This window comes from Citrobacter sp. BIDMC107 (assembly GCF_001037575.1).
GTDB classification, from domain to species: Bacteria; Pseudomonadota; Gammaproteobacteria; order Enterobacterales; family Enterobacteriaceae; genus Citrobacter; species Citrobacter freundii.
This window is the reverse complement of sequence record NZ_KQ089848.1, coordinates 3,624,674-3,650,188: the sequence shown is the minus strand read 5'-3', so window position 1 is coordinate 3,650,188 and position 25,515 is coordinate 3,624,674. Positions and strand designations below refer to the sequence as shown.

General features: G+C 47.1%; 21 protein-coding genes. 6 read left to right on the top strand and 15 right to left on the bottom strand.

Features of this window, described 5'->3' with window-relative positions; genetic code table 11:
* Positions 1-60 precede the first annotated feature (60 nt).
* The 3 genes from SK39_RS17075 to dpaL all read right to left on the bottom strand — a co-directional run bounded on the left by SK39_RS17075 (position 61) and on the right by dpaL (position 4,152).
* Complete coding sequence (locus tag SK39_RS17075; RefSeq protein ID WP_003845981.1) at positions 61-1,653, bottom strand: N-acyl-D-amino-acid deacylase family protein; 1,593 nt, start codon at positions 1,651-1,653, stop codon at positions 61-63.
* 67 nt (positions 1,654-1,720) lie between these two features.
* Complete coding sequence (locus SK39_RS17070; protein ID WP_003845983.1) at positions 1,721-2,905, bottom strand: YgeY family selenium metabolism-linked hydrolase; 1,185 nt, start codon at positions 2,903-2,905, stop codon at positions 1,721-1,723.
* Between the two features lie 32 nt (positions 2,906-2,937).
* Positions 2,938-4,152 (bottom strand): diaminopropionate ammonia-lyase, encoded by a 1,215-nt coding sequence (gene dpaL, locus SK39_RS17065; RefSeq protein WP_032938125.1) that lies wholly within the window; start codon positions 4,150-4,152, stop codon positions 2,938-2,940.
* 381 nt (positions 4,153-4,533) lie between these two features.
* Here dpaL and SK39_RS17060 point away from each other — a divergent pair, with 381 nt between their 5' ends.
* On the top strand, positions 4,534-6,282 hold the full coding sequence (locus SK39_RS17060) for a sigma-54 interaction domain-containing protein (RefSeq protein ID WP_048217229.1): 1,749 nt from the start codon (positions 4,534-4,536) through the stop codon (positions 6,280-6,282).
* A 78-nt stretch (positions 6,283-6,360) separates the two neighbouring features.
* Here the strand turns inward: SK39_RS17060 and SK39_RS17055 are convergent, their stop codons facing one another.
* Positions 6,361-6,852 (bottom strand): anti-virulence regulator CigR family protein, encoded by a 492-nt coding sequence (locus tag SK39_RS17055; protein ID WP_032938064.1) that lies wholly within the window; start codon positions 6,850-6,852, stop codon positions 6,361-6,363.
* Between the two features lie 259 nt (positions 6,853-7,111).
* Between SK39_RS17055 and SK39_RS17050 the strand changes: the two genes are divergently transcribed.
* From SK39_RS17050 to galE, 3 genes are all read left to right on the top strand, one after another.
* Positions 7,112-7,747 (top strand): carbonic anhydrase, encoded by a 636-nt coding sequence (locus SK39_RS17050; protein WP_003037157.1) that lies wholly within the window; start codon positions 7,112-7,114, stop codon positions 7,745-7,747.
* 215 nt (positions 7,748-7,962) lie between these two features.
* Complete coding sequence (locus SK39_RS17045; protein ID WP_048217228.1) at positions 7,963-8,901, top strand: glucosamine inositolphosphorylceramide transferase family protein; 939 nt, start codon at positions 7,963-7,965, stop codon at positions 8,899-8,901.
* A 67-nt stretch (positions 8,902-8,968) separates the two neighbouring features.
* Positions 8,969-9,985 carry a UDP-glucose 4-epimerase GalE gene (galE, locus tag SK39_RS17040; RefSeq protein WP_032938069.1) on the top strand — a complete coding sequence of 339 codons (1,017 nt, stop codon included), beginning with the start codon at positions 8,969-8,971 and terminating at the stop codon, positions 9,983-9,985.
* A gap of 46 nt (positions 9,986-10,031) precedes the next feature.
* Here the strand turns inward: galE and SK39_RS17035 are convergent, their stop codons facing one another.
* The 11 genes from SK39_RS17035 to SK39_RS16985 are packed head-to-tail and all read right to left on the bottom strand — an operon-like array spanning position 10,032 to position 23,155.
* On the bottom strand, positions 10,032-11,423 hold the full coding sequence (locus SK39_RS17035; protein ID WP_048217227.1) for a DUF4832 domain-containing protein: 1,392 nt from the start codon (positions 11,421-11,423) through the stop codon (positions 10,032-10,034).
* A 30-nt stretch (positions 11,424-11,453) separates the two neighbouring features.
* On the bottom strand, positions 11,454-11,861 hold the full coding sequence (locus SK39_RS17030; RefSeq protein WP_032938074.1) for a hypothetical protein: 408 nt from the start codon (positions 11,859-11,861) through the stop codon (positions 11,454-11,456).
* A 2-nt stretch (positions 11,862-11,863) separates the two neighbouring features.
* Positions 11,864-12,976, bottom strand: a complete 1,113-nt coding sequence (locus SK39_RS17025; protein WP_032938077.1) for a glycosyltransferase family 4 protein — start codon at positions 12,974-12,976, stop codon at positions 11,864-11,866.
* 1 nt (position 12,977) lies between these two features.
* On the bottom strand, positions 12,978-14,189 hold the full coding sequence (locus SK39_RS17020) for a glycosyltransferase family 4 protein (protein ID WP_048217226.1): 1,212 nt from the start codon (positions 14,187-14,189) through the stop codon (positions 12,978-12,980).
* 14 nt (positions 14,190-14,203) lie between these two features.
* Positions 14,204-15,193, bottom strand: coding sequence for a glycosyltransferase family 2 protein (locus SK39_RS17015; RefSeq protein WP_032938081.1), 990 nt, complete (start codon positions 15,191-15,193; stop codon positions 14,204-14,206).
* 4 nt (positions 15,194-15,197) lie between these two features.
* Complete coding sequence (locus SK39_RS17010) at positions 15,198-16,568, bottom strand: hypothetical protein (RefSeq protein ID WP_048217225.1); 1,371 nt, start codon at positions 16,566-16,568, stop codon at positions 15,198-15,200.
* Positions 16,565-17,776 carry a lipopolysaccharide biosynthesis protein gene (locus tag SK39_RS17005; RefSeq protein WP_032938083.1) on the bottom strand — a complete coding sequence of 404 codons (1,212 nt, stop codon included), beginning with the start codon at positions 17,774-17,776 and terminating at the stop codon, positions 16,565-16,567. The genes SK39_RS17010 and SK39_RS17005 overlap by 4 nt, the downstream gene beginning before the upstream one ends.
* Positions 17,773-19,902: a GumC family protein gene (locus SK39_RS17000; protein WP_032938085.1), complete on the bottom strand. Its 2,130-nt coding sequence runs from the start codon at positions 19,900-19,902 to the stop codon at positions 17,773-17,775. Before SK39_RS17000 ends, SK39_RS17005 begins: the two co-directional genes overlap by 4 nt.
* Before the next feature lie 2 nt (positions 19,903-19,904).
* Entirely contained in the window at positions 19,905-20,462 is a 558-nt protein-coding gene (locus tag SK39_RS16995) for a polysaccharide biosynthesis/export family protein (RefSeq protein WP_003037180.1), read from the bottom strand.
* Between the two features lies 1 nt (position 20,463).
* Positions 20,464-21,750: an outer membrane beta-barrel protein gene (locus SK39_RS16990; protein WP_003839728.1), complete on the bottom strand. Its 1,287-nt coding sequence runs from the start codon at positions 21,748-21,750 to the stop codon at positions 20,464-20,466.
* On the bottom strand, positions 21,740-23,155 hold the full coding sequence (locus SK39_RS16985; protein ID WP_048217224.1) for an undecaprenyl-phosphate glucose phosphotransferase: 1,416 nt from the start codon (positions 23,153-23,155) through the stop codon (positions 21,740-21,742). The genes SK39_RS16990 and SK39_RS16985 overlap by 11 nt, the downstream gene beginning before the upstream one ends.
* Positions 23,156-24,194: 1,039 nt before the next feature.
* On the opposite strand from SK39_RS16985, the gene SK39_RS16980 reads away from it, so the two are divergent.
* Positions 24,195-24,782: a fimbrial protein gene (locus tag SK39_RS16980; protein ID WP_048217223.1), complete on the top strand. Its 588-nt coding sequence runs from the start codon at positions 24,195-24,197 to the stop codon at positions 24,780-24,782.
* A gap of 54 nt (positions 24,783-24,836) precedes the next feature.
* Positions 24,837-25,508 (top strand): fimbrial biogenesis chaperone, encoded by a 672-nt coding sequence (locus SK39_RS16975; protein WP_044699645.1) that lies wholly within the window; start codon positions 24,837-24,839, stop codon positions 25,506-25,508.
* Positions 25,509-25,515 lie beyond the last annotated feature (7 nt).

Sequence of the window (25,515 nt, the reverse complement as noted above, 5' to 3'; positions counted from 1 at the left end):
TAGTGATCTACCGCGGCCATAAATAGTCGCGATAGATCCATGCGTGTTTAGCGTTATTTATTAATATTGTTTTCTAATAACCGTACCGCTACAGGCATAACTTTCCGTGCCATTGATTAAGGCAATGCGCCCATTAACCATGACAATTTCAATCCCTTCCGGGTACTGATTGGGTTCAACAAAAGTGCCTTTATCCGCAATTGTGTTCGGATCGAACATCACGATATCCGCTGCATAACCGACCTTCAGCAGTCCGCGATCCTGCAAACCCAATACTTCAGCAGGTTTCCCCGTCATCTTGCGGATTGCCGCTTCCCAGCTCAGACATCCCTCTTCACGAACATATTTACCGAGCACGCGAGGGAATGCGCCAAACACGCGCGGGTGCGGTTTGCCAGCCCCCATCAAGCCATCGGTACAGACGTTTTGTTCAGGTCGACAGAGAAACTTAATCACGTGCTCTTCGGTACCGTAGAAGTCGACCATCCCCACGGCGTTTTCCTCTTCAAAGAGCAGATCGAAGGTGGCGTTGTACGGATCTTTTCCACGCAGCTCGCCCAACTGGACGAGGTTCAAACCGACAGCATCCTGATTTTTTGCCGTTTTCACGCTGGTGACAAAAATCTGGTCCAAACCGGCAAAATCGATAAAGTTATCCCAGCCAGGAATGCCCTGCTGAATATCGTCAATCATTTTGGCGCGCAGTTCGGGCGAGGCGAGACGCTCAAGTAATTTGTCCGTACCGCCGGAGTGAACCCAGGGCGGCAGGATCACGCCGAGCATCGTGCTGCCCGCCACATACGGATACTGGTCGAAAGAGATACGAATCCCCTCTTTCTGCGCCTGTTCCAGCATGCCCAGCATTTGGTCGATCAGCCCCCAGTTTTTCTTGCCGCAAACCTTCATATGCGAAATATGCAGCCAGACGCCGGTGGCTGTGGCTATATCAATCAGTTCCTGGGTTGAGTTGATAATATCGTCAGCTTCACTGCGCTGATGCACCACAAAAATCCCGTCATATTTCGCCGTGACCTTACACAGTTCAATCATTTCGGCAGTATCACCAAAGGCGCAAGGCATATAGATAAGACCAGTGGAAAGTCCAAATGCCCCGGCTTTTAACTCCCGCTCAAGGACCTCACACATCTTCGCCACGTCTTCACGGGTCGAAGGACGCCCATCCAGGCCCATCGCTTCCATGCGCACATTGCCATGAGGAACTAAATACGCGAGGTTTGTCGCCGGCTGACGCGATGCCAGCAGATTGAGATAACCGTCTGTATTTTTATATTTCCAGTCAATTTTGTCGGTGTCACCGTCCAGTCCGGCGATATTTTTACGCCAGGCTGGAATATATTCTTCAGGTAGCGGCGCTAAGGCGACGCCATCCTGGCCCAACAGTTCGGTGGTGATACCCTGACGAATTTTTGCCGACAGCGCGGGGTTAATAATGGCTGACAGGTCAGAGTGCGTATGGGTATCAATAAAGCCAGGGCAAATTATTTTTCCGGTTGCATCAATAACCTGCTCATTGACGCCAACCTCAATTTGGCCGATTGCGACAATACGTCCTTCATCAACCATCACATCGGCAATTCTGCCTTCACTGCCCGTCCCATCGATTACATTTCCGTTTTTGAAAATGGTTTTCATCGTTATTCTCCATGGCGGTGCTGCTGAGCTACACCGCCTGTAAGGTAAGAGGTGGTTATCTTTATTTTTATTGGCGATAGAGTGTCTGGATAATGCTGTAATAGCCGCTGGCCGAGCCGGTTAATTGCTCGATCTCGATATACTCATCAATGGTGTGTGCCAGGTTTTCTCGTGAAGGACCGAAGCCGATGGTTTTGATTCCCGCTTCGCCCGCATAGTGGCTGCCGTTGGTACAAAATGAGTACTGCGTAATGGTTGGATTAAAGCCAGCCTCGCGAACGCCCGCCAACGCTGCCTGCACGAATTCGTCGGACTCGTCGAACACCCAGCCTGGGAAAAAACGCTCTCCCTCAATCGTGGCGCCGGTATAGCAAGACTCCTGACCCACCGCGTAGGATACTCGGGCCTTAAACTGCGGATCCTGAGCAATAAGTTCCGCAAGCGCATTTTCCAGCGGAGCAATCACACTTTCTTTGGTTTCACCCACCAGCAAACGGCGATCGTAGGTTGCGCGACAGTAATCCGGTACCACCGAGGCCCCCGGGTACGGCGAAGATTTAATGTCGGTCAGTTCCAGAATGCCAGGCCCCAGAACCGGATGCGTTGGCGGAGTGATCGTGCGAATTTTGTCGATCAATTGCGCCATTTTGTACACCGCGTTAATCCCCGCCTGCGGGTTAGCGGAGTGCGCGGGTTTACCAAAGGTTTCGACCACAATTTCAGCGCGGCCACGTTGACCAATTTTCAGGTTTAACTCGGAAGCTTCACCGATGATCACGTAGTCTGGCTTATAGCGCTCGCTGACCAGGCGAGCGGCAATACCTTCAAAACACTCTTCATGCACGATGCACGCAACGTAGATTTTCCCGGCAAAATTTCGCTGATTGTCCTGACCGAAAAAGCCCACGGCGGAGATCATCGCCGCCACAGCACCTTTCATGTCAGTTGTGCCGCGACCATAAATTTTGCCATCTTCAATATCGCCGCCGTATGGGTTGCGGGACCACTTCTCTTCGTTCACCGGCACGGTATCGATATGACCATCGAGAACCAACGTTTTCCCTGGCTGGTTGCCGACAATACCGCCAACAATGTTGCCGTACTTATCAACGTGGATGTCATCGAATTGGTAATGCTGCATCATTGTTTTTATGGCATTAACCACTTCCCCTTCCTGACCGGAATAACTTTTTTGTTGGATCAGCGCCTGACAGTTTTTAATGACTTCTTCAATGCGGTTTGCAGATAACATGGGTTTCTCCGTTATATCTCTTAATCAGGGAATTATTTGTTGATGCCCGGGTACTGTCCGCCCCAGACAATATCCAGATATTGTTGCGGGTCGGTATCCCCTTCGGTGCTGACTAACAGCACACGAGAGTGCGCATCCAGCCCCAGTTGCTCACGCGTTTGCGCCAGTTCAGGTGAGGTCATCAACAGCGCCAGCAGACCGGTAGTAACCGCACCTGACTCACCCGAAATAATCTGTGGATCGCCTGCCAGCGGGTTGCCCAACATGCGCATGCCTAACGCTGCAACTTCATCAGGGCAGGAAGCAAATGCGTTGGCATAGTCGCGCAGCAGTTTCCAGCCGATACTGTTCGCCTCACCGCAGGCGAGACCGGCCATCACGGTTTGTAAATCACCGCCCACCGCAATGGCATCCCCCTCTTTCGAACGGGCTGAGCGGTAGAGGCAATCGGCAATTAACGCTTCGGCGACGATCACTTTCGGGCGATTCTCCCCCCAGGCTGCCGTCACCATTCCCTGAACCATGCCGGCAAACGAGCCGACGCCTGCCTGCACAAAAATGTGAGTCGGCGCAACCTGATGCAGCTGATCTATCGCCTCCAGCATCAGCGTGCCGTAGCCCTGCATAATCCACTGCGGGATCTTTTCGTATCCTTCCCAGGCGGTATCCTGCACGACAATCCAGCCATACTTTTCGGCCTGCTCCGCGGTCATACGAACCGCATCGTCATAGTTCATATCGACGATCTCAGCGATAGCACCTTCGTTACGGATAGAAGTCAGACGTTGCTGCGAAGAGCCCTTCGGCATATAAACCACGGCGTTTTGCTTCAGTTGGCGCGCCATCCATGCCACGCCGCGACCGTGGTTGCCATCAGTGGTGGTGGCAAACGTGACGGTTTGCAGATCGTGACGAACCTCTTCGCTGGTCATCACGTCAAACGGCAGTTCACTGATATCCTTACCAACTAATTCAGCGATATGGCACGCCATCGCATAGGAGCCACCCAGCGCTTTGAAGGCTTTCAGGCCAAAACGCTGAGATTCATCTTTGAGGTAGATATTTTTTACGCCCAGTTTTTGTGCAAGCGCCGGTAGCGTATATAGCGGCGTCGGCGCGTAGCCCGGAATAGACCGATGAAAATTCAACGCTTTTACCAGTTCCTGGCGGCTAAACGGTGCCAGCGGCGCGTTCGGATGTTCGGTAAACGGTGTCTGGTTGATAAAAAATGATAAGTTTTCCTGCATCATAAAACCTCATTGTCCTGGTATTTCATTCCCTGTAATCGGTGCAATACAGAGATATTTCCGTTATCGGTATTGGCAATAGAGCAAAATACTTACCAGCTTTTTATGAATTGAGTAAATTCTTATAAATATTTTAATAAAGGCTTTAATTTCAACAAATTAAATGAAATTTAAAATTGACAACCGAAAATATCAATGCATCAGTTTATCGCCTCACTTTGATAAATTCTCATCATTGATAAATAGTGTGATCGCGGAAGATAAAATAAGAAAAACATTCAAAAACAGCGTGGTAGATTGATTTTTCGCAAATCATTTTTGCATTGTTTCGCCTATTTATCATTTTCCTTGAGAAATGTGACACACCGCCGGAGAAGTACCATGATTTCAGTACTAAGCAATATTCAGGATGATATATGCAATTACGCCGACGCTATTTCTGGCATAACGGGCACGGACGTTGAAATCATTGATGAATCTTTAATGCGCATCGCGGGTACCGGGAAATACCGGCATATGCTCAATGAGAACGTGGCCAAAAATGGCTACATTTATCATCACGTATTGCAGGTGCGAGAAACGGTACTGATCAAAAACCCCGGCGAGCATCCGCTGTGTCAGTTATGTGAAAAACACCACTACTGTTCTGAAATGCTGGATTTGAACGCACCTATTTTTCTCAATAATCGCGTGATTGGCGTGATCGGGATTATTTGCTCAACCCAGGCACAGCGTGACACGTTACTGAGCCAGATTGATAAATTTGTCACCTTTATTGAGCAAATCGCCGTAATGATCTCCAGTAAGGTCTTTGAATGCCTGGAACGTTTACGCGCACAGGAAACGCTTGGCGCATTTCGGCGTCTGATCGATGCCATGGACCGCGGCGTGGTAGCGATTGATGGCAAGGGTCTTATCTGGCATGCCAATCATTCAGCCGATCGCATCCTCAACCGTGAGGTTCAGGGATTACCTCTGACCATTGAAACAACCGGGGACAGCCTGTATGGCGATGAAGAAGCGTGGCTGACGCTTGAAGGTCAGAAACATCATGTACTGTGCAAACAAATTTCGCTCTCCTCACAGGATAACGATCGCTTAACCATGGTTATCTTTCGTGATGCACACGACTACCTGAGTAACCTTACTCCATCCCCTTATGAGTCCGACATACAGGTACGACTAATTGGTCACTCTCCCTCAATGGAACAGCTCAGAAGTACCATAGGTAAAATCGCCAACAGTTACGCCAGCGTGCTCATCACCGGGGAAAGTGGCTCGGGGAAAGAGGTCGTGGCATTTGCCATTCACCAGAGCAGTCCCCGTAAAGCCGCGCCTTTCGTAACAATCAACTGCGCGGCTATCCCAGAACAACTGCTGGAAAGCGAACTGTTTGGTTATGTTCGCGGCGCATTCAGCGGGGCTGATCCTAAAGGGCGAATGGGGAAATTTGAACTGGCCAACGGCGGCAGCCTGTTTCTGGATGAGATTGGCGATATGCCACTACACCTGCAGGCCAAGCTGCTCAGAGTATTGCAGGAAAAGGCGATCACCCGCGTTGGCTCTAATAACACCATCAATATTGATGTGCGCATTATTGCCGCAACTAACAAAAACATTAACGCGATGGTGGAAAATAATCAGTTTCGTGAAGATCTTTTCTATCGCCTGAACGTGGTCCCTCTGGTACTTCCTTCCCTGCGTGAACGCCGGGCTGATATTGCGGTCCTCGCACAGTATTTTGCCGATGAGTTTTCGGTCAGTTACCAGCGACCACCGCAAAAGCTGCCTGATGACGTTATTAATCGCCTTTATGCCTGGCACTGGCCGGGCAACATTCGTGAATTACGCAACGTGATCGAATACATTTTTGTGATGCGCGGAGAAGCCGCTGGGATCAACGCCAGCCATCTTCCCCCTTACCTGCTTACCGCCGCTGACGGTAGAAAAACGACGATGACCACGCAACCCCGACAGCTTGCCAGCAAAGGAAAACAGGCGGAAAGGGAGGCTATCGAAAACGTCATCCAGCGATTCGGCTCAAGCGTTGAGGGAAAAAAGCAAGCCGCGACAGAACTGAGGATCAGCATTGCCACGCTCTATAGAAAAATAAAACTGTACGGACTGTAAGCTTTCCTTATTAACTGAGAAGCCCGCACAACGCGGGCTTCTCATCGGTAGAACAGAGCACATTAAGCCCGAAAATACTTAATCAAACACACCATTAATTACCGCGGTGACAATCGCCGTACTCAGTGCAACCAACACCAGATTGTCGCCCACAACCTGCCATTCATAACCTGGATAATACGGCAATTGATTCAGCATAGAGGATGGAACACTTTTCTTAGCGATCCCCGGAGGAAGCGGCTTTCCTCGCGCCAGATTTTTGGCGATACCCGGAGGCAGTGACTTATAACCCGTCAAACCATATCTGACGGCATACTGTCTGGCCACGTTATAGCTGATGTCACTATCAACATGGTCCGGCTTACCATAATTTTTACGTTGTTCTGCCTGCGAATTGCCTTTCTGGCTATTGCCCTTATTCCCGCTATTACCATGATTGCTACTATTTCCATGGTTGCCACTATTACCATTGCCGTTGCCATTACCGGGGTTGGCCAATACTGGGGTGGCGCACATCGTCATCGCGGCAACGGCGACTAAAGCTGTTGCTAAAGCACGAAGTCTGGACATGATGATTCCTTAAAATGTGGATACATATAAAAATGTACGGTATCGCGTGAATGCTGGCTATCGCTACAACTCCGATTTATTGGCAAAAAAGGGGAAAGCACGTAGCGCACATCACGCTATTCGCCTCGCCGCGGTGGAGAAAAGTTAGCCAAAGATGTTGCAGAACTGCTATAAAGTCTTTCTCTTCTGTCGGCTGGTGTTAAACTGGAAAGTGTGATCTTCATCATAACCTGCTTAAACAGAGAAAAGAGACACTGCTATGCAACATATCATTGAGGGCTTCCTCAACTTCCAAAAAGAGATTTTCCCTCAACGCAAGGAACTCTTTCGCAGCCTGGCATCCAGCCAAAATCCTAAAGCGCTTTTCATCTCCTGTTCCGATAGCCGCCTGGTGCCAGAACTCGTTACTCAGCAAGACCCCGGACAGCTTTTCGTTATCCGCAACGCCGGTAATATCGTCCCCTCTTTCGGCCCGGAACCGGGTGGCGTATCCGCGACTATTGAATACGCGGTTGTGGCACTTGGCGTGACGGATATCGTCATCTGCGGACACTCCAACTGCGGCGCGATGAAAGCCATCGCCGATAGCCAGCCTCTGGATCCGATGCCTGCTGTGGCTCACTGGCTGCACTATGCCGATGCCGCGAAAGCCGTGGTCGAGAAAAAAACCTGGGCTAACCCAATCGATAAAGTTAACGCCATGGTGGAAGAGAACGTTATCGCGCAGCTCAACAACATTAAAACGCATCCTTGTGTCGCGGTTGGACTGAGAAATAATGCTCTTCGTCTGCACGGCTGGGTATATGACATCGAAAGCGGTGAAATCCGTACCCTGGATAAAAACAGCAAAACCTACGTTTCCCTTGCTGAAAACCCGCAGGTGCATTTCGAGTAATTCTTCCACTGGAGCAAGGATGCTCTGGATAATTTTTACCTACTTTGGTGCTATGGACAAAAAACATCCTTGTCACTAACATTAAAATAACCGCAGGTGTTACCACGCGGTTTTCGCACATTCATACAACATTGCGACATTGCGACAAGTCTCATGAGCTGCCCCGCAAGTAGCTGTTCATACATGGTGCAAGCGATAAAAAGGAGCCGGTACGAATGCAAGCGAAAATGAAAAGAATAATAAACATGTTATTCTATCATGAGTCGTGGGATATCATGATTATTAAGGATCATGGTACACACTTATTCCCTGATAACACCCTGGAAATATTGAATAAATCTGCTGCGCAGCAGTTAAAAAAGAAATATACGTTTCAGGCCGATCCTTTTCTTATTGAAAAAGACGACAAACTGTATGTTTTTTATGAAGCTTTTAGCTTCCGCAACTCGAAAGGCACGCTCCGATGCCGCATTCTTGATCGTGAACTAACTGAAATTGATGATGTGAAACTTGAAGGATTTGACGACCTGAGGTGTCATTTGTCATTCCCTTTCCTGATTAATATCAACAATCAACTCTTCATGATCCCGGAATCATCAGAAAGAAAAGAAGTGCTCCTGTTCCAGTCGGTAGAGTTTCCTGCGCGCTGGAAGAAAATTAAAGTTCTACTCTCTGACACCGAAGTCACAGATAACATTTTTCTTTCAATAAATGAGACTTGCTATCTTTTGTCGACCACCATGGATAATAAAATAATTATTCATTCCGCAGAGCATCTTCACGGTCAGTGGCAGCGGATCACCCCTACATTAAAGGTGAGTAATCATCATCATCGAGGAGCTGGTACCCCTTATCTTGTCGATAATAAAATGTACTTTCTCACCCAGGAATGCACGCCCGAAACTTATGGAAAATCTATCTATATCAAAGAACTAGTTACACTTAACGATATTAACTTTGATGAGAATCTGATCGAACAAATCAATTCATCGATCAACCACAGTGACGGTGTTCATACGCTGAATTTCTCAAATAATTACATTGCTTATGATACAAAAATCAATAAGTTCAGTCTGTTGGCTATCTTAAAAAAACTATCATATAAATTTATGGTAAAATACAGAAACATCTACCTTTCCCGGCAACACAACTGATTCACTGGATTCTCAGGTGACATTGGTAGAAAATTGGTCGGGTTTCTAGCATTTTTCTGGAGTCTGTATGGCAATTCTTGTCACAGGTGGTGCAGGTTATATTGGTTCACATACTGTTTTATCACTACTGGAAAGAGGCGATGATGTCGTTGTCATCGATAATCTGGCAAATGCGAGTCGGATATCGCTGGACAGGGTCGCGGAACTTACCGGAAAGGAACCCATTGTCTATATCGCCGATGTTCTCGACAGACAGGCCTTAAAAAACATTTTTACCAACCATCACATCACCGATGTCATTCATTTTGCAGGGCTCAAATCGGTTTCCGAGTCGATAAAAGAACCTCTTGCCTACTATGAAAACAACGTCACCGGAACGCTGGTTTTACTGGATGAGATGCTGGCCGCAGGCGTTAATCGTTTCATTTTTAGCTCATCAGCTACGGTATACGGTAATCCGGAAAGCGTGCCGTTGAGCGAGCAATCACGCACGGGCGGTACCACCAATCCCTACGGCACCTCTAAATTAATGGTCGAACAGATTCTGGCCGATTTCTCACGTGCGCAACCTGATTTCCGCATTACCTGCCTGCGCTATTTCAACCCGGTCGGCGCTCATCCATCGGGTCGCATTGGTGAAGATCCTAACGGTATCCCAAACAACCTGGTGCCATACATCTCCCAGGTCGCAATTGGTAAGCTTAAAACCGTATCGGTGTATGGTAATGACTATCCAACCCCTGACGGAACCGGCGTGCGTGATTATATCCACGTCATGGATCTGGCGACTGGTCATTTAGCCGCGCTTGATTGCCAGAACAAAGGCGCTGCCTACAAGGTGATTAATCTCGGTACCGGGGTCGGTTATTCCGTGATTGATCTGATTAAGGCGTTTGAGAAAGCGGCCCAGACCAAAATTCATTATCAGTTTGTCGCCAGAAGACCAGGAGACATTGCCGAATGTTGGTCTGACCCATCGCTGGCATATAAGGAGTTAGGCTGGAAGGCCATCTACAGCCTTGATGAAATGATGCGTGACACCTGGAACTGGCAAAAAAACAACCCGAATGGGTATCAAATTTAATGTTCACAACAGCGAGCCTGACCGTCAGGCTCGTTGCTGTGTCTTACTATTGTACTGTTATTGTTGATACCCGGTACCAGCCGCTGTTCTGCTTCCCTTCATTGGCAAAGTTAATTCTCGCCGCACCCGACTTATCCAACATCGCAACCTCAATCGCGTACTGCCCTTTTGCCAGTCGGCCTGGCATAGATAACGCATAACTGACCTGATACTTTCCGGGGAGCCAGCGGCGAATATCCTCCGCGGAATTCCCCTGTGCCACCACCTTATTAGCATTGTCCACAACACGGAATGCCAACATATAAGGCAGATAAATCGGAGCGACACCCTCATTGTACCAGGTACTGTTCAATGTCAGCGTTTGTCCGCTGTCCCACACAGACTCATGGCTCAGGGAGGCCAGGCGAAATCGATAGCCTAATTTGGTCAGCGCATCGTCGACAATCGGTCGATAGTCGCTGGGTATCGCTCTCGATTTCAGGTTAATGGTACTGGCGTGCTGTTTGACCGCCCAGTCAAAAATACCCTGCACTTCGGCACGCGTATAATGAAAAGTATTCTTCCAGTCTTGCATATATGAACAGATTTCCAGACTGACCGGCGCACGTTTCCAGGCGTCGTTGAACCCTGAATAACTCTGCTGCGCAGCCAGCAATCGCTGCGGGTAATCATCAGTCATATGGTTCCAGGATTCCGAAAATACGCGCAGGTCCCCCCAACAGTCCGCACGCCATCCTGCCCCACGCTCCACCGCATTCGCCAGACTTTGTCCGCCGCTTATCAGCATGTTTTTTGGCGTCACCGGAAAAGCAGAAAAGTGCATCGCGACGTAGCGATCCAGTTGCGCCGTGGTGTATCGCTCCAGTAATGGCTTCAGGTTCGGGAAGTTGCTGTTATGCCATTCTCCCCATGATCCCACCATGCCAATATCAACAAACGCGAGATTCTCATTACCATCGTAGCGCTTACCAAATGCGTTCAACAGACGCTGGCTGTATTGAATGAACAGAGGATCGTCTAAATCCGGGGCAAATGTCTTTTTATCCGGCGTCCAGGTACCTTTCACGCCTTTTTTAATCAGCCAGTCAGGAATTTGCGAGCCGCTTTCCGGCTCTGCCAGTACCATAAATCGTAGCCCGACATTCATTGCTGGACGATGTGCCGCCGCGTATTTGAAGGCATCATCCACCAACGCAAAATTATACTGGCCTTCGACTGGCTCCAGGTCCCGCCAGTAAAAACGGTCGTATTCAAATCCGGTATTGGGATAGTCCGCCAGCCCCAGCGTTTCACCGTATCCCTGATGAAAACTTGCCACGCCAATCCCCGGATTGGTCAGCGGGCCAGTTAATGCTTTGGGGGTTACGGTCGTTAATGCGGAGATGACCGTTAACGGAAAGGACATTAACAACAGCGCAGAAACCCATTTACACTTCATCGCAGTAATGCCTCCACAGGTTTGTTAACGCTAGTGGTTTTTCAGACTTAACCACCAATCCCAGATACCTACGTGAAAATTTTGGAACACATCAATACCTAACGCGGATTTGATCATATACAGCGTCAACAATACGCAGCAGGTGACGAACAGCACGGCAATCAGCAGCAAAAAAGTGAGCAACATTCTCGACAGGGTCGATTCCTGGCGGTGCTGGCGGCGTAAATCTCTGCCAAACAAAAAAACCAGATAATAACGCTTACTGAAAAAGGGGAAGCTTCTGCGAATATCGATCTGATGCCGCGAAGCCAGCGTCGAGGCCAGGATCGCATTTTCCACCCCTTCTTTTTGTTCAGGGGTCAACCCCTGCGCAATCGTCTCATCAAGATGAGTATAAAATCGTTCGATGACGGGGGGACGATTTTGAGGACTGGTCAAAATTAACCTATATCTTTATCAATTGAGTGATAGACGTTAACCGTCTTTTTGGCGATTTCATGCCAATTGTAGTTTTGCAAATATACACGATAGTCCACGCTATTTGCTGTTACCCCTTGGCCTAATTTTTCGGCCAGACCGGTTACATCTCCCACCTTAAAATAGGTCTCGGCAGGCAGTTGAACTTCAAGGTTAGCAGGAATATCACTGACGACGGCCGGAAGAGAAAATGACATTGCCTCCAGCAGCGCAATGGGCAATCCTTCATGGTATGAAGGCATCACAAATAGCCTGGCCTGCGAAAACACCGCCTGCAGCTCATCACCACGTAAGAAACCGGTCATCACGACACCAGGCGTGTCGGCGGCAAGCTTTTTGAGGCGAATGCTGTATTCGGTTGGATGATCCGCATCACCAATTAACACTAACGGCATGGTCAAACCACTGTGTTGATAGGCGGCAATGGCATCATGCATCCCTTTTTCTTCCACAAACCGCCCAACCACAACGAGATAATTTTTCGGCTGCAGCCCAAAGCGGGAGAGCGTATTGTCGATGGTGAGCTCTGATAACAACCGCGGCTCATTTACGCCATTGTGAATTAAATGCGCATCATAGCGACCATGTTTTTTCTGGATCAGTTGATTAATAACTTCAGAAATCACAATCACCTCGTTGGCATATCTCACCGCCCAACGTTCGCCCAGCAGCAATATTTTTTTTGCAACGAAACCCCATTTCTGACGATCGTAATCAGGTCCGTGGTGGGTGAAAACCACCTTCTTACCCATCACGCGTAAGAGTGGGATCACAAGACCAGGGCCGATAGCATGGACATGCACAATATCCGAATGGTCGATACGTGTCCTAAACGCCGCTAAAACGGAATGGACAATAGCTTCCAGCGAGCGCTTTTTGGGTGCCCACAGCGCGTAGGTTTCGACTTTTTTATAGACCGATCGTTTGTAATTTACATATGGCGAGCGAGCAATCACGCAAATATCCGCGTCGAACTGCTGCTTAATGGCAGGATAAAGATTCTGACAGTGTGTCTCCACACCGCCCAATACATCGGGAATACCACGCGTTCCAAAAACCGTTATTTTTTTACTCATACTATGGCCTGCTCAGCAGTTCTTTATACAGCGCCTGTAAGGTATCCATATGTTTACTGAGCGCATATTTTTCACTCAACCGCGCACGGCCATGTAAGCCCATATTCCGCGCCTTCTCTTGCGAGTCAGTCAGGGCGTCCATCGCATTTGCCAACTCCTGCGCATTGCCTGGTCCGAATAAAATCCCTTCGATACCGTCACGAATTTGTTCCGGGATGCCGCCAATGCGCGACCCAATAACCGGCTTGCCTAAAGACATCGCTTCCAATATCGCCATAGAACAGTTTTCATAGCATTCAGAAGGAAGGATCACCGCTCGCGCATGCTTAATAAGCTTGTCGAGGGCTTCTCCTTGTTGCACATAACCTAAAAATTCAACATCAGGGTATTTGGCGGCTAATTCATCATGCAACGGACCGTGCCCCACAACTTTCAGCGGCGCGCTGTTCTGCATTTTTTTATGCGCTTCCAACAACGTTGCCACGCCCTTTTCACGGCTCAGACGGCCAAAGTACAGCATATAGCCCTCATCGCTTACTTCGGCCAGGGGACGACTGTCATCAACGCCATTGACGATGACATCAATGCGCGAATTTGGCAGCGTACGCAGCAGGATACCTCGTAAAAAAACACTCGGTGAAATAATCACATCCAGCGCCTGATAGTTTTGTGCAATGTACTGCCAGGTTGCCTCCAGGGAGAGCAGTAAGCTTTTTGAGGCTGAACCTTCCTGGCAACGATACCTGAAGGCATTGAAAACCGTCCCGGTAATACAGGAATCGCACACTTTGCCGTCGCGCAGCATGGAATACGAGGGGCACACAATCTTATAGTCATGCGCAGTCAGCACCGTTTTGCTGCCAAAATTACGCGCAACTTTAATCAACGCCGGTGTTAACTGATGGTAGATGTTGTGAAAGTGGACAATATCCGGGCGCTCTTTTTCTAATAGCGCCAGCATTTTTTTGCAGGCCTGCGAATTATGAATAAAGTTAACCGCCGTTTTGATACCGCCCAGCAGATTGCTCTCTTTGTGGTAGTCCACATTGCTGACGAAATAATCCGCATAGTCCGAGGGGAGATTATTATCATGATGCATAGAGAAATCAATAACCTGCACTCCGGCCTGTTTCAGCATATCGCGCTCTTGAAAATAAACCGTTTCCGCGCCGCCTTTAATGAAAAAAAACTTGTTAACTAATAATACTTTCATGGCGCCTGCCCCGGTTATTCATGAATGATTTTACTGTTGGGTGGAGTCAACGGATCGCGTACTGGTTTAGTCAACCCTTTAACCAGCCCGGCAGAAAGCACGGCCAGGTTCATTACGCTTTGCAGGCCGTTTAATAACGATCGATTCTGTACGGTTTTCAGGGCAATAAATGCAAGTAAGGGCAGAAATGCAATGTCGAAAAGTTCAAGATTGAAGGTCACCGCCGCAATGAACAAGCCAATCAAGTAAACAGAAAAAATCGCCTCGTTCCTGACCATTTTTAACGCTTTGCCGAAATAAGGTTTTCCCCAGGCACAACGTAAAAGCTCGCCAGGGGCCTGATAGTATCCGCTTTTCCAACGGTGCTTGAGCATCTGAAAGGTCGGCATGGTATGCGAAGTATGAATAAAATAAGGAATATCCAGACGCCGCAGTTTATAGCCCGCTTCGATTAAACGCAGACCCAGCTCAGCCTCTTCATACGCGTGCAAATTACGATTAGTCAGATAACCAACTTTCTCAATCGCAGAGCGACGATATAATCCACCACCGCCTAAATGGTCGCTATCCCCGAGCGGATAGATTTTATTAATGCGTTGCTTACGAGACTTAAATTCATAGTTAACGGCATCATCCATTTCAACGGTTCCCGCAACGCCTGCATATTCTGGTTCAGCCTGCAAAAAGGCGACTGCCTGATCCACAAATCCTTCTTCCAGCTCCATGTCGCCGTCCATCAACAACAGATATTCCCCTTCACTATACAGATAACCTAACTGGTGCCCGACGCCACAGCAGCGATCGCCAGGGTCAGTTAAGGACACTACGGTCACCCCTTTATCGATCGCAAGCTGTTGGGTGTTATCCGTTGAGAGACTATCTGCCACAATAATTTTATGTGGATAGTCAATAAGCTGCTTACGGATGCTGTCAATCGTCTTCTCAATACATTCAGATTCATTGAGTGTTTTAATACTCACTGAAATAAACGGTTTATTGTCCATACAATTACCCTACGCAGCGAAGGACGGTTCGACGAATCACTAAACTTGCACCTAGTGATAAATAGAACAGGTATTGTAACATCGGTGTAATCATCAGTATCTGGCTGTAAGGTAAGCTAATTAAGCAACTGATAGCAAAAGCGTTAAACGCCGGTGCAAAACTCAGCAACTGGAGATCCTGCTGGTCCAGTTGTTCAAGTCTCAGTAATGGCTTTGGCTGACAAACTTTCAGGATATAAATGAATAAGCTAACAAAGAGTAATGTACCAATCGCCCCCACTTCCCACAGCAGCATACTCAGGGAAGTCGAGTCGAGAATTAAGTTGTAGATAATATTCAAAAATCCCGGCGACACCGTACTACCACTGTTAGTGGCGTTGAGTCCGTAGCCAAATAACGTTCCTGAAAGCCCCCACAGATCGTTATTTTTCAACCAGAACAGGAACGTCGTAAAGCGCCCTAATTCACCGGTAGACATAATGTAGTTTGGATCAAAGATATAGCTTAAGGAGTCGATAAAAATACTTAACGAGCTTTTCGATGGATCGCCACCGAACGCCGTAGAATAATAGTACGCTAGGATCACAATCGACAGGCTAATGAGCAACAGCATTCCCGCCACAATAACCAATAACGTCTTCAGATTAACCTTACTAACGTCTTTGACGTAGCTCGGTGAGAGCCACACCCACGCCAGGAATATTGGCGATAGCAGGATGACAAACTTCACTTCACCAATTATGCATAACCCGATACCGAGAACAATATGCAGCGCCATGGATTTGAACGTGGTGAGCCCATGCTTATATTCGGAGACTTTTAACAACATAATTAACAGGCAAAACAGCCCCATTGCGGCAGTATTCCCGCCCCCCATGGGGTCACCGCCAAACGTGCCAACCACGGAGTCCCATTTTTCATCTTCGCCGCGCACCGCGACGCGCTGGGGAACGACCAGTAAAACCTGATAAATCATTACCGGGATCTGCGCATAAAAAACCCAGTACAGATAGCGTGTTACACGATAAATCTGCGACTCCCGGCAAAACCCTAGCAGCAAACAGATCATCACCAGCGACAATGCAATTTCGTTTTTGAATGCCACAATCGCGACGGTGATCCCGCCCTGAATCAGCGTCGATGTCCCAGCCAGTACCAGGAACGAGAAATACAACGCCAGAACAATCGTCTCTTGCGCATCCAGTTGCAGCGAGCCATCACGCGTCTGCATCACCAATAATCCCACCATCAATAAGGTGAGGAAAAAAGGTATCCACAGCACTGACTGCATACCGGTAAAGTATTGCACCAAGCCACACAGGATCAGCGTGACAAAAGTATAAACCTGTAAATAGTATCCGGTATTCAGTGTCATATTATCACCGGCTTGTCTTTCAGGAGATTGGCTCGCTTATTCATTTTCAGATAAATGAAGGCGTAGCGAATAAATGTCAGTGAAGAAAACAAGATGACCGACGTTGCATAATCTTTATAAAAATAGGGCGTCACGACAAAAGCGAATAGTACAATCGCCAGCTGTTCCAGTTGGATACGCAGAAAATAGCGATGGGAACCAAAAATAAGTTCTATCACCGTCAGAGGGCTTATCGCCAGCGCAGGGAATAAATAGGGCAACATGTAGCGCGACGTCTCAATGGAGTTAATCCAGTCTTCGCTAAAACCGAGGCGCATCACAATCGGATAGAAAATAAAAACCCCAAGGGTACAGATAACCCCTAGTACCAGCAATAGCATACGTACCCTGGTATATTCCTGATAGTTAAAGGTATTATTTCTGAAGTCGATAGACCACTTGGAGAAAATAGTATTGCGTACCGCGTTGCCGATGATCACCACCGGTGCCAGGCAAAAGCGGCTAACCACGGAAAAATAACCCGCCGTCAGCGCCGAGAACCAAAAGTTAATCAGCATAATCGGCAAATTGCTGCTGGCCATCGCCAGCACTTCCGCACTGCCCACTTTGGTAATGTGATGAATATTCTGTTTGAAAAAATGCCAATTACTGGCGGGTCGCAGATGTCTGGCTGCCACCGAACGAATATCAAACGAATGCAAAATACAGCTTATGGTCAGCGCCATCGTCGCGCAGGCCCACGACCAATAAAACAGCTGTACATAATGCGTAATCAGAACCGAAAGTAATACCACCACTGAAACAGAAATACGCTGGAAAATCAGAAAACGAAAGTTGGCCGTGCGTAGCGACAGGTTTTCCGAGATCAAAACCCACGCCGTTGCCAACGTCAGCAAATAGAGAAACAGGATGTTCTGGTGAAACAGCCACGCGGTGAGCACGGCGTAAGGTAAGGCAATGATCGTGCTTTGGATCAGGCAAAACACAACATTCTGTACCAGTTCGTCATCCTGCTGTTTAGGAATTAACAGCTGTGATGCAAAGGTACACACCTGAGCGCCCACCACGGCGATGCTGTAGTTGAGTGCATAAAGCCCCACCTCAGCCATATCGTACTTGTGTGAAATCAACCAAATAGACAGTGCACCAATCAACTGCGAGATGACTGATGAACCGGCTATTGTGGAAGCGCTCTTCAGTAGACTCATACGCGGCCTGGCGTGGTCATCAGTTGATCGGTACTGAAGTTCAGTGAACGCAGACCTTCTTGCGTCTCAAGATCTTTTTCTTCAACCGCATTGAGTACCGCGCCAATTACCACGCCGTTATTTTCTTCCAGCTTATCCAGCGCGTTGGCGATTTGCCCGGCGGACCCCGTCCCGGCTTTCACGATGAAAATCACCCCATCAACGGCGCGTTTAATCAGTTGAACATCCTGACTCTGATTCACAGCAGCGACATCAATAATAATGCGCTGATAGTGCGATTTCAGTTCGCGCATTAAGGGCTCAACGTGCCCCGACGACAGCATTAGTAGAGAAGAGATGGTTGTCTTGCCGTGCGGAATAAAATCGAGATGATCACTGAGCGTAATCCGCGCCTGTTCAAGCTGAACCTCCCCGCGCAACAGTTCTGCCAAACCTGCGGATGTTGCCGACGCCAGTTCAGAAGAGAGCCCGTCAGTGTTAAAGAAATCCGCATCAATAAGCAGTGTTTTCTGGTCGAAACTAAAAGAGTTAGCTAACAGATTCGCCAACAAAGAACGCCCATCGCCGTGCTCCGTCGACGCCACCGCAAGCGTCTGTAAAGGTCGATTATCCAGCATAATCCGGGTACGGATACCGTGCACAATATCGGCATTCAGCGGGTTCTTCATGATCATGTCCCGCACCTGCGCGCGCCCTGAGGTTCCGCTAAAACGACGGATTTCACCCAGCGGAGCAACATTGAGCCGTTTTTTCATGCGACTGAGAGTACCGATTGAGTTATCCATTGCCGCTTTAACAATGAAATACATGATACTGAACACCACCACCAGCATGACCACCATCAGCAACAGCAAAGATTTATTCGGTTTCGCCGGTTTTAAGGCGGGTACCGCAGGGTCGTATAACACCGCATCAGCATTCACGCCGGACAGAGACAGCTCTTGAGTACGTTGATAAAGCGATTTATACAGGTCTTCCATTTTATCTAACGACAGCTTTTGACTGTTCCAGGCATCCCGTTTTGACGCCATTTTCTGGAAGATCTCTTTCTGCTCAGTCACCTGCTGTTGATAGTTTTTTTCGTCCGCCAGCGCCGCCAGATATTGCTGGCGTAAACCGACTTTCAGCTCACCCAACACTCGTCCAGTCTGGTTTTGGATCGACTGAACATCGGCCTCCGCTTTTAAAATGGCGGGATTTTTTGGCCCGTAGACTTTACGCTGTTCGGACAACGTTCGTTGCGCCTGAATCAACGCAATGCGCAAATCCTGGATCTGAGCATGATTAGAGACCGAAGGCAGCGAGATAACGCTCTCAATGGACTTACCTCCCCCGTTCACCTCGTTATAGACAGATTCAGCGGCAACCCGACGCTGAGTTGCATCGGCCAGGCGATTGGTTACGATACTTAACTGCTCGGTTTCAAAACCATCGATTCCACGGAAGGTCAGCAGCCCGGCATTTTTCAGATAGTTGTCCATCTCGTCTTTTTGCTTAGCTATCGATTTCTGAATCTCTTCCATTTTTTCAAAATTCAGTTCGCGAGCTTTCTCCACCTTCAGACGCTTCTGCTCCACCGTGTAGTTGATGAAAGCCTGCGCGACGCCATTCGCAATGTCAGCCGCAACCTGTGGGGACGTTGATTCATAGGTAATAGACGCCAGGTTCGTCGTACGAATACCAATGACATTCAGATTTTTCGCCAGCGTTTTCAGCGCTTGTTCCATTCTCAGTTGCCGACTTTCATTGCTATCAGCCCCCCGAGCACCGGCTTTTTCCCCGGTAAACTCCGGGTTTTCATCCAGCTTCATATCACGTATGGCTTTCTCCAGCACAATACGTGAATGCATCAACGCATATTGTGTTTCGTAGTAACCACTACGCGTTGAATCGAAACCATCAACCTGTGGAAACGGAGAAACGTTATCAGCTTGCGCCTTAATCAGCACCGTCGCCGTTGAAACATACTTTGAGGACATCATGCTGATTAATGGATACGCGACGACCCCGGCAACGATACCGGCCAGTGCGATTTTCCAGGCGTTCTTTTTCAACTCTTTGGCAAAGCGGGAGAATTCGACACTGCTTTCTCGTTTTTTGCCGTTTTCCACTATAGATAGTTTCATCGTTAGAAGAACCCCATGCCAATAATCACGACATCCCCTGGATGAACAGAGTGCGTTAAATCGACATTCTCAAGCAGCTGATTGCTACCCGACAGACGAATGTTGATATCTTGACGGTCCGCACGGTCTGTAAACCCACCCGCCTGCGCAATAGATTTCTCGACGGTAAGCCCTGGCTCATAGGCGAAGCCATTTGGACTTTTCACCTCGCCTGAAACATAGTATTTGCGGAACTCGGCAATGCTCACCGTCACCATCGGAGTGGTAAAATAATCTCCGGTCAGGCGTTGAGTTAATTCTTTTGTCACTTGATCAACGGTTTTATCTTGTAATTTAAGAGCACCAACAAACGGGAAATTAATTTCCCCACTCTTATCCAAAATAAACCGCATCGTCATATCGGGTTGACCATGAACAGCGATATTGACCGTATCCCCCGCCCCAAGTCGGTAATCCTGCTGAACAGTAGCAGGATCGTCCATTAATCGCGGGCTGGACGTTGTGCATCCGACCAACAGGATACTGAAAAGCAAAACCGCGCACAGTTCTATTATTTTCATTTTAGATCTGAACCTTAGCTTTAAGCATAATCATAGAATTATCATAACCCAACGTTCTAATAACTTCCTGATTGTCGTTGGGACCGATATAAAACGAGTCAGTATCCCTATTCGAATTTAATGTATCTATCTGATATTTAATCTCAAAATTAACCGACGGCGTATAGTCATAGCTCATGGTTACGCTAAACACACCATCTTTATCATGTCGATCCTTGTTCTGTTTTTTATAGTCTTCCGAAGTGAATGAGTAGTCCAATAAAGTAGAAAAACGAGTGCCTAACCAGAAATGCTGGTAAGAAAGGCCATACTGGGTCACTAAAATATATCCCCCAACTTCCGATGGGTCTTTAATGCTTTGCGCAGAGTGGGCCGTGAAAACTGATTGTTGTAATGGCTTCCACTCCGCTTTTATGTCCCAGTTTAGACCATTAAAATCATGCGAGTTTGCGTTGTTTTCAAATGTTTTATACAGCCATGAAATATTCATGTCGACATTGGTTTTCCCCGTCAACTGCGACTTCAGGCCATACAGCAAATAGTACTCATTAGTGTCTTTTTCTGAGTTGTTATCATAGCGACGCTGGTTAGTAATAAAACTATAGCGAAAGCGCGTTCTGGATGTGTACTGGTCAAAAATTTCTGCCACCAAGCTATTTTCGTGCCATTCCTGTTCCTGAATATAATTGTAGAAGTCTTCACTGCTGTCCCGTACATCAGACGTGTTGCCGAAAGTGAGTTTTTTATACAACAACGCCAGTTCCGCTTTCCCACGCCCATCAGGTGCGCCGTAACTGTAACGCAATTCACTGTTGATAAAATTCGTCGTCAGTGGAGATGTAATCCCATACTGCTCGAATTGGCCCGGGAGAAAACCCTCGGTAATACCGCGACCACGGGATTCATGCCCAAGCGTATCCTCCAGATTGAGGGTTAGACCATGCTTGAGCCCGTACCGCCAGGCACCGTTAAAACGGAAAAAATGATCGTTATAGTTATCAGCGGAATCACTGGAGTAGTTACGATAATCTCCGGAATACATCAGTAAATACTTATCCTGACCACGCTCTCCGATCATACTCAGTACAGGCGCTGCGCTCTGAAACGAGGAACCAATAGCATCGCTGCTATGTGGCTGATAAGAAACGTTATCATTATAACCATAATCCACAGCGACCTTGCCCTGGAAGTCGATTCCCGCAAAGCCAATGTGTGATTTCGGGGTTAAATCAGCCCATGCGGGCTGCGATATCACGATTCCGGTAATCACTATCAATTTAGTATGCATTCTTACCGACAAATCCTTTGAAAATAGTTTTAATGATGATTTTTATATCCAGCCATAACGACCAGTTTTGAATGTACTCAATATCGTACTGAACCCGTTTTTCCATCTTATAAAGCGCATCGATTTCCCCGCGGAAACCGTTGATCTGTGCAAGCCCAGTGATCCCAGGCTTCACTTTATGGCGGATCATGTAATTTTCGACCTGTTTGCGGTACTGCTCATTATGCGTTACCGCATGAGGTCTGGGACCGACAATCGACATACTTCCCTGCAAAACGTTAATAAATTGCGGAAGTTCATCCAGCGAAGTGCGGCGTAAAAAGCTCCCGAATTTGGTTACCCGCGGATCGTTTTTCGTGGCCTGAATAACCGTATCGGAATTCTCCATGACGCGCATAGAACGAAACTTCCAGACCTTAATTTTTTGCCCGCTAAGACCATAGCGGTCCTGTTTGAAAAACACCGGCCCGCGGGACGTGAGTTTGATACCAATGGCAATAGCCAGCATCAGCGAGGAAATCATCACCATAATGATGCTGCCAAGAACCAGATCTTCCGCCCGCTTAATAAACGACCCCGCCCCTTCAAACGGTGAACTGAAGATACCGATAGTTTGCAGGTTGTGGATGGAGCGTAACTTGGACATGTTGTTACTATAGGTATAAAAGTCAGGGACAATATAGGTATCTACGGTGGTGTCAGACATCATCGCTAAAAAATGACGAATTCGGTGTAAAGCAACCATCGGTAAAGCGATGTAGATTTCGTCTATATTTCCCTGCCTGGCTTCCTCAACTAAATTGCTCACCGAGCCGCGAAAGGGACTTTTTATTTTCTCCACCATATCGCCGCAACGGGATGGACTGCGTTCATCATAAAATGCCAAGTCTAATTTGATATTGGCATATTCAGTGGTCAATGCGTTTTCCGCCGCCAGACCGTTCTCAGTAAGCCCAATCACAGCAACGCGAATATTTTTTCTGGCGGTGTATTTGAAAAGAAAAAAGCGGATATAGTATAGAAAAGGTAATGGAATGAAGTACCAGTAAATAATGGCTGAATAAAACGGTGAAGGCAGTCTGTCTAAGTAGCCGAGTGATTCAGGCTCAGCCACCGTCATACTGACCAGTTCGTTAAAAAAAATCGCCAGCAGCGTACAAAAAACCAAGCGTTTTTGATTACGCAAACCGATCGTCTTAATCTTTTGCTGGTACATTTTAATGTATTCAGCAAACAGTAAGAAAAAGATCGAGAAGAGAAGACTCAAAATCGCAATGGTGTTAAAGGGCACCAAACCCAGCAGATGGGCGCTAAAAATTAACACCACATTGATAACAATGAAATCGACCAGTTTTAAAAAGACTGGATATCCTTGACTGCTAATTTTTAGCGAATTTTTAAGCATATCTCAACCTATTATCGATTGATCTTTAATTGTTTTTTTCTTATTTCATGAAGTTAATTATATCACAAGCTTAAAAAACACAAGGGTAGATTGTCAGCAAATGTAAAAAGAAAGATGATAAGTTGTGACAAGCACCTCACAAGATATCAGCATCAATATGATTTTATTGACTATTAAAATCAAGCTCGATTTATTTTCCACATTAGAAAATATAATTACCTGCAACAAAAATCGCATTGACAGATAACAGTTCATGAACTAATAGCAAGTGTAATCGTATGATGAATACCCGGGTCACTTACTGGGGTAGGCTCATCGGGAGCCTCTCACTTGCCGCCTTCCCACAACGAGAAATCCGTAGCATATATAAGCGTATATAATATCCTTTAGAAAAATAACACGGGAATATATTAACAAGAAAATGATTAGCAAGCTTATTGTGAGCGTAATGCTTACTGATTGGACCTTAGAATTATCGTCATTCTGATGTACAAAAATGAAGAACAATCAAATTCAGCACAAAAATTTAGTTTAAATAATTGTAGCAACTCCGATGACTGGAGATGACCAACATGACTTTACAGGTATAAAAAACACACTGTAACTGATCAACCCAAAAATGAATATCACATCTCGCTAATATCAACATTCTGCGAATTTATACATCTAACAACAGCAATTTCAACACAGATCAACCCGTTCATTCAAAACACCCAAAAAGAATAAATGACAACATTGATATTTTGTTAAATGTACCACAACGATAATCCCATACGTTATTTATAATCATGTATACACCGTGTTAAAAAACCTGAAAAGATTACTGAAACACCCTTTCATCACACATAAAAAATTATGTTTACTTATTTTTCGCAAATAAATAATATCCGCAGCGGATGACTTGTTGAGCAATTTACAAACGTTAATCGTTTCTTTCAAATGAAGTCCTGCATCATTTTTTGACATTGATGTACTCCGGCTGAATCTGCGCCTCTGACAAGTACTCTTCTGGGTAAATAATAAATTTAACGGAGTTATGATGAAGAAAATTACACTCACCTGCACCGCGCTGGTTGCTTTGTTTGCGGCTAATGTTGGCGCGGCAGGAAGTACTAATTACGCCACCACCGCGGGAGCAGGTTCTAAAGCCACCGCGACGGTCCATTTTACCGGTGAAATTGTTGCCAGCACCTGCGTGGTGAACACCGCCAATCCAACAAATACAAACGTCGTATTACCGCAAGTCACCAACCAGTTATTTGGCGGCGCGGGCTCTACCACCGGCGATACTCAGTTTACGTTGCAATTTACCGGCTGTAGTGGCGCAACGGGAGCACACAGCTATGTGGTGGTCTTTACCGGTAAAAATCCTGGCAGTAATACCACATTGTTGGAAGCAACTCGTACAACAGGAGCAGCCACCGATGTCGGCATTGAAGTGGACAATAAAGGTAACTCAGGTAAAGCCCTCGATTTCTCCGCTAGTCAGAATGAAGTGTCATTGACACCGGACCAAAACGGCGATGCACATATTGATTTGGTCGCCAAATATCAGCAAATAGGCGCAACGCTGCCTGCGGCAGGCACAATTACTGCGGATATGAATTATACCGTCATTTATAAATAACGGACGTTGATTGCTATGGATGGCACTGTTCCCTGAATCTGGAAAGTGCACCTGATGAATAAAGTCTTCTTTTATCTGTTGCTGTGCGTGGTTAGCACCGCACACAGCGCGATTAATTTGGGTCAAACACGCGTTATTTATAATGAGAACGATAAAGCAGCGATGTTTGACGTCAACAATAATACAGACAAGCCATATATGGTACAGACATGGCTGGATAAGGGTAATCCAGATGAGACGCCGGCCAATCTACCAATGATAATTACCCCGCCGATCCTGAAACTCGACGGCCATAAATCCGCCGGGCTACGGGCTATTTACCAGGGCAACGGGTTTCCCCAGGATGTTGAATCAGTATTGTGGATTAACGTGCAGGAAATCCCCACCATTGAAAACGAGGAAAATACCTTACAACTGGCGCAACGAATTCGCATCAAACTCTTTTATCGCCCTGCGGGGTTGAATATGACGCTACCTGAAGCGGTCGAGAAATTACAGTGGCAATGTCACGGAAATACTCTGCGTGCCGTTAATCCGACACCGTTACATATTTCTCTGACGCAATTGCATATTAACGGCCAAAACGTTGATGCCGATATGGTGAATCCTCATGGCGAACGCACGTTTACGCTGTCGCAGCAAAAAGTTAGCCACATAGATTTTAACTGGGTAGATGATTACGGCGGCACTAACGCGGTCAATAACGTCCCGATATCGTGTTATTAAGTCAGGG

Coding starts and splice junctions, on each gene's coding strand:
- SK39_RS16980 (WP_048217223.1), top strand. CDS start 24,195: ATGAAGAAAATTACACTCACCTGCACCGCGCTGGTTGCTTTGTTTGCG.
- SK39_RS17070 (WP_003845983.1), bottom strand. CDS start 2,905: ATGTTATCTGCAAACCGCATTGAAGAAGTCATTAAAAACTGTCAGGCG.
- SK39_RS16975 (WP_044699645.1), top strand. CDS start 24,837: ATGAATAAAGTCTTCTTTTATCTGTTGCTGTGCGTGGTTAGCACCGCA.
- SK39_RS17020 (WP_048217226.1), bottom strand. CDS start 14,189: ATGAAAGTATTATTAGTTAACAAGTTTTTTTTCATTAAAGGCGGCGCG.
- SK39_RS17045 (WP_048217228.1), top strand. CDS start 7,963: ATGCAAGCGAAAATGAAAAGAATAATAAACATGTTATTCTATCATGAG.
- SK39_RS17050 (WP_003037157.1), top strand. CDS start 7,112: ATGCAACATATCATTGAGGGCTTCCTCAACTTCCAAAAAGAGATTTTC.
- SK39_RS16995 (WP_003037180.1), bottom strand. CDS start 20,462: ATGAAAATAATAGAACTGTGCGCGGTTTTGCTTTTCAGTATCCTGTTG.
- SK39_RS17075 (WP_003845981.1), bottom strand. CDS start 1,653: ATGAAAACCATTTTCAAAAACGGAAATGTAATCGATGGGACGGGCAGT.
- SK39_RS17060 (WP_048217229.1), top strand. CDS start 4,534: ATGATTTCAGTACTAAGCAATATTCAGGATGATATATGCAATTACGCC.
- SK39_RS17005 (WP_032938083.1), bottom strand. CDS start 17,776: ATGAGTCTACTGAAGAGCGCTTCCACAATAGCCGGTTCATCAGTCATC.
- SK39_RS17035 (WP_048217227.1), bottom strand. CDS start 11,423: ATGAAGTGTAAATGGGTTTCTGCGCTGTTGTTAATGTCCTTTCCGTTA.
- SK39_RS17010 (WP_048217225.1), bottom strand. CDS start 16,568: ATGACACTGAATACCGGATACTATTTACAGGTTTATACTTTTGTCACG.
- galE (WP_032938069.1), top strand. CDS start 8,969: ATGGCAATTCTTGTCACAGGTGGTGCAGGTTATATTGGTTCACATACT.
- SK39_RS17015 (WP_032938081.1), bottom strand. CDS start 15,193: ATGGACAATAAACCGTTTATTTCAGTGAGTATTAAAACACTCAATGAA.
- SK39_RS17025 (WP_032938077.1), bottom strand. CDS start 12,976: ATGAGTAAAAAAATAACGGTTTTTGGAACGCGTGGTATTCCCGATGTA.
- SK39_RS17055 (WP_032938064.1), bottom strand. CDS start 6,852: ATGTCCAGACTTCGTGCTTTAGCAACAGCTTTAGTCGCCGTTGCCGCG.
- SK39_RS16985 (WP_048217224.1), bottom strand. CDS start 23,155: ATGCTTAAAAATTCGCTAAAAATTAGCAGTCAAGGATATCCAGTCTTT.
- SK39_RS16990 (WP_003839728.1), bottom strand. CDS start 21,750: ATGCATACTAAATTGATAGTGATTACCGGAATCGTGATATCGCAGCCC.
- SK39_RS17000 (WP_032938085.1), bottom strand. CDS start 19,902: ATGAAACTATCTATAGTGGAAAACGGCAAAAAACGAGAAAGCAGTGTC.
- dpaL (WP_032938125.1), bottom strand. CDS start 4,152: ATGCAGGAAAACTTATCATTTTTTATCAACCAGACACCGTTTACCGAA.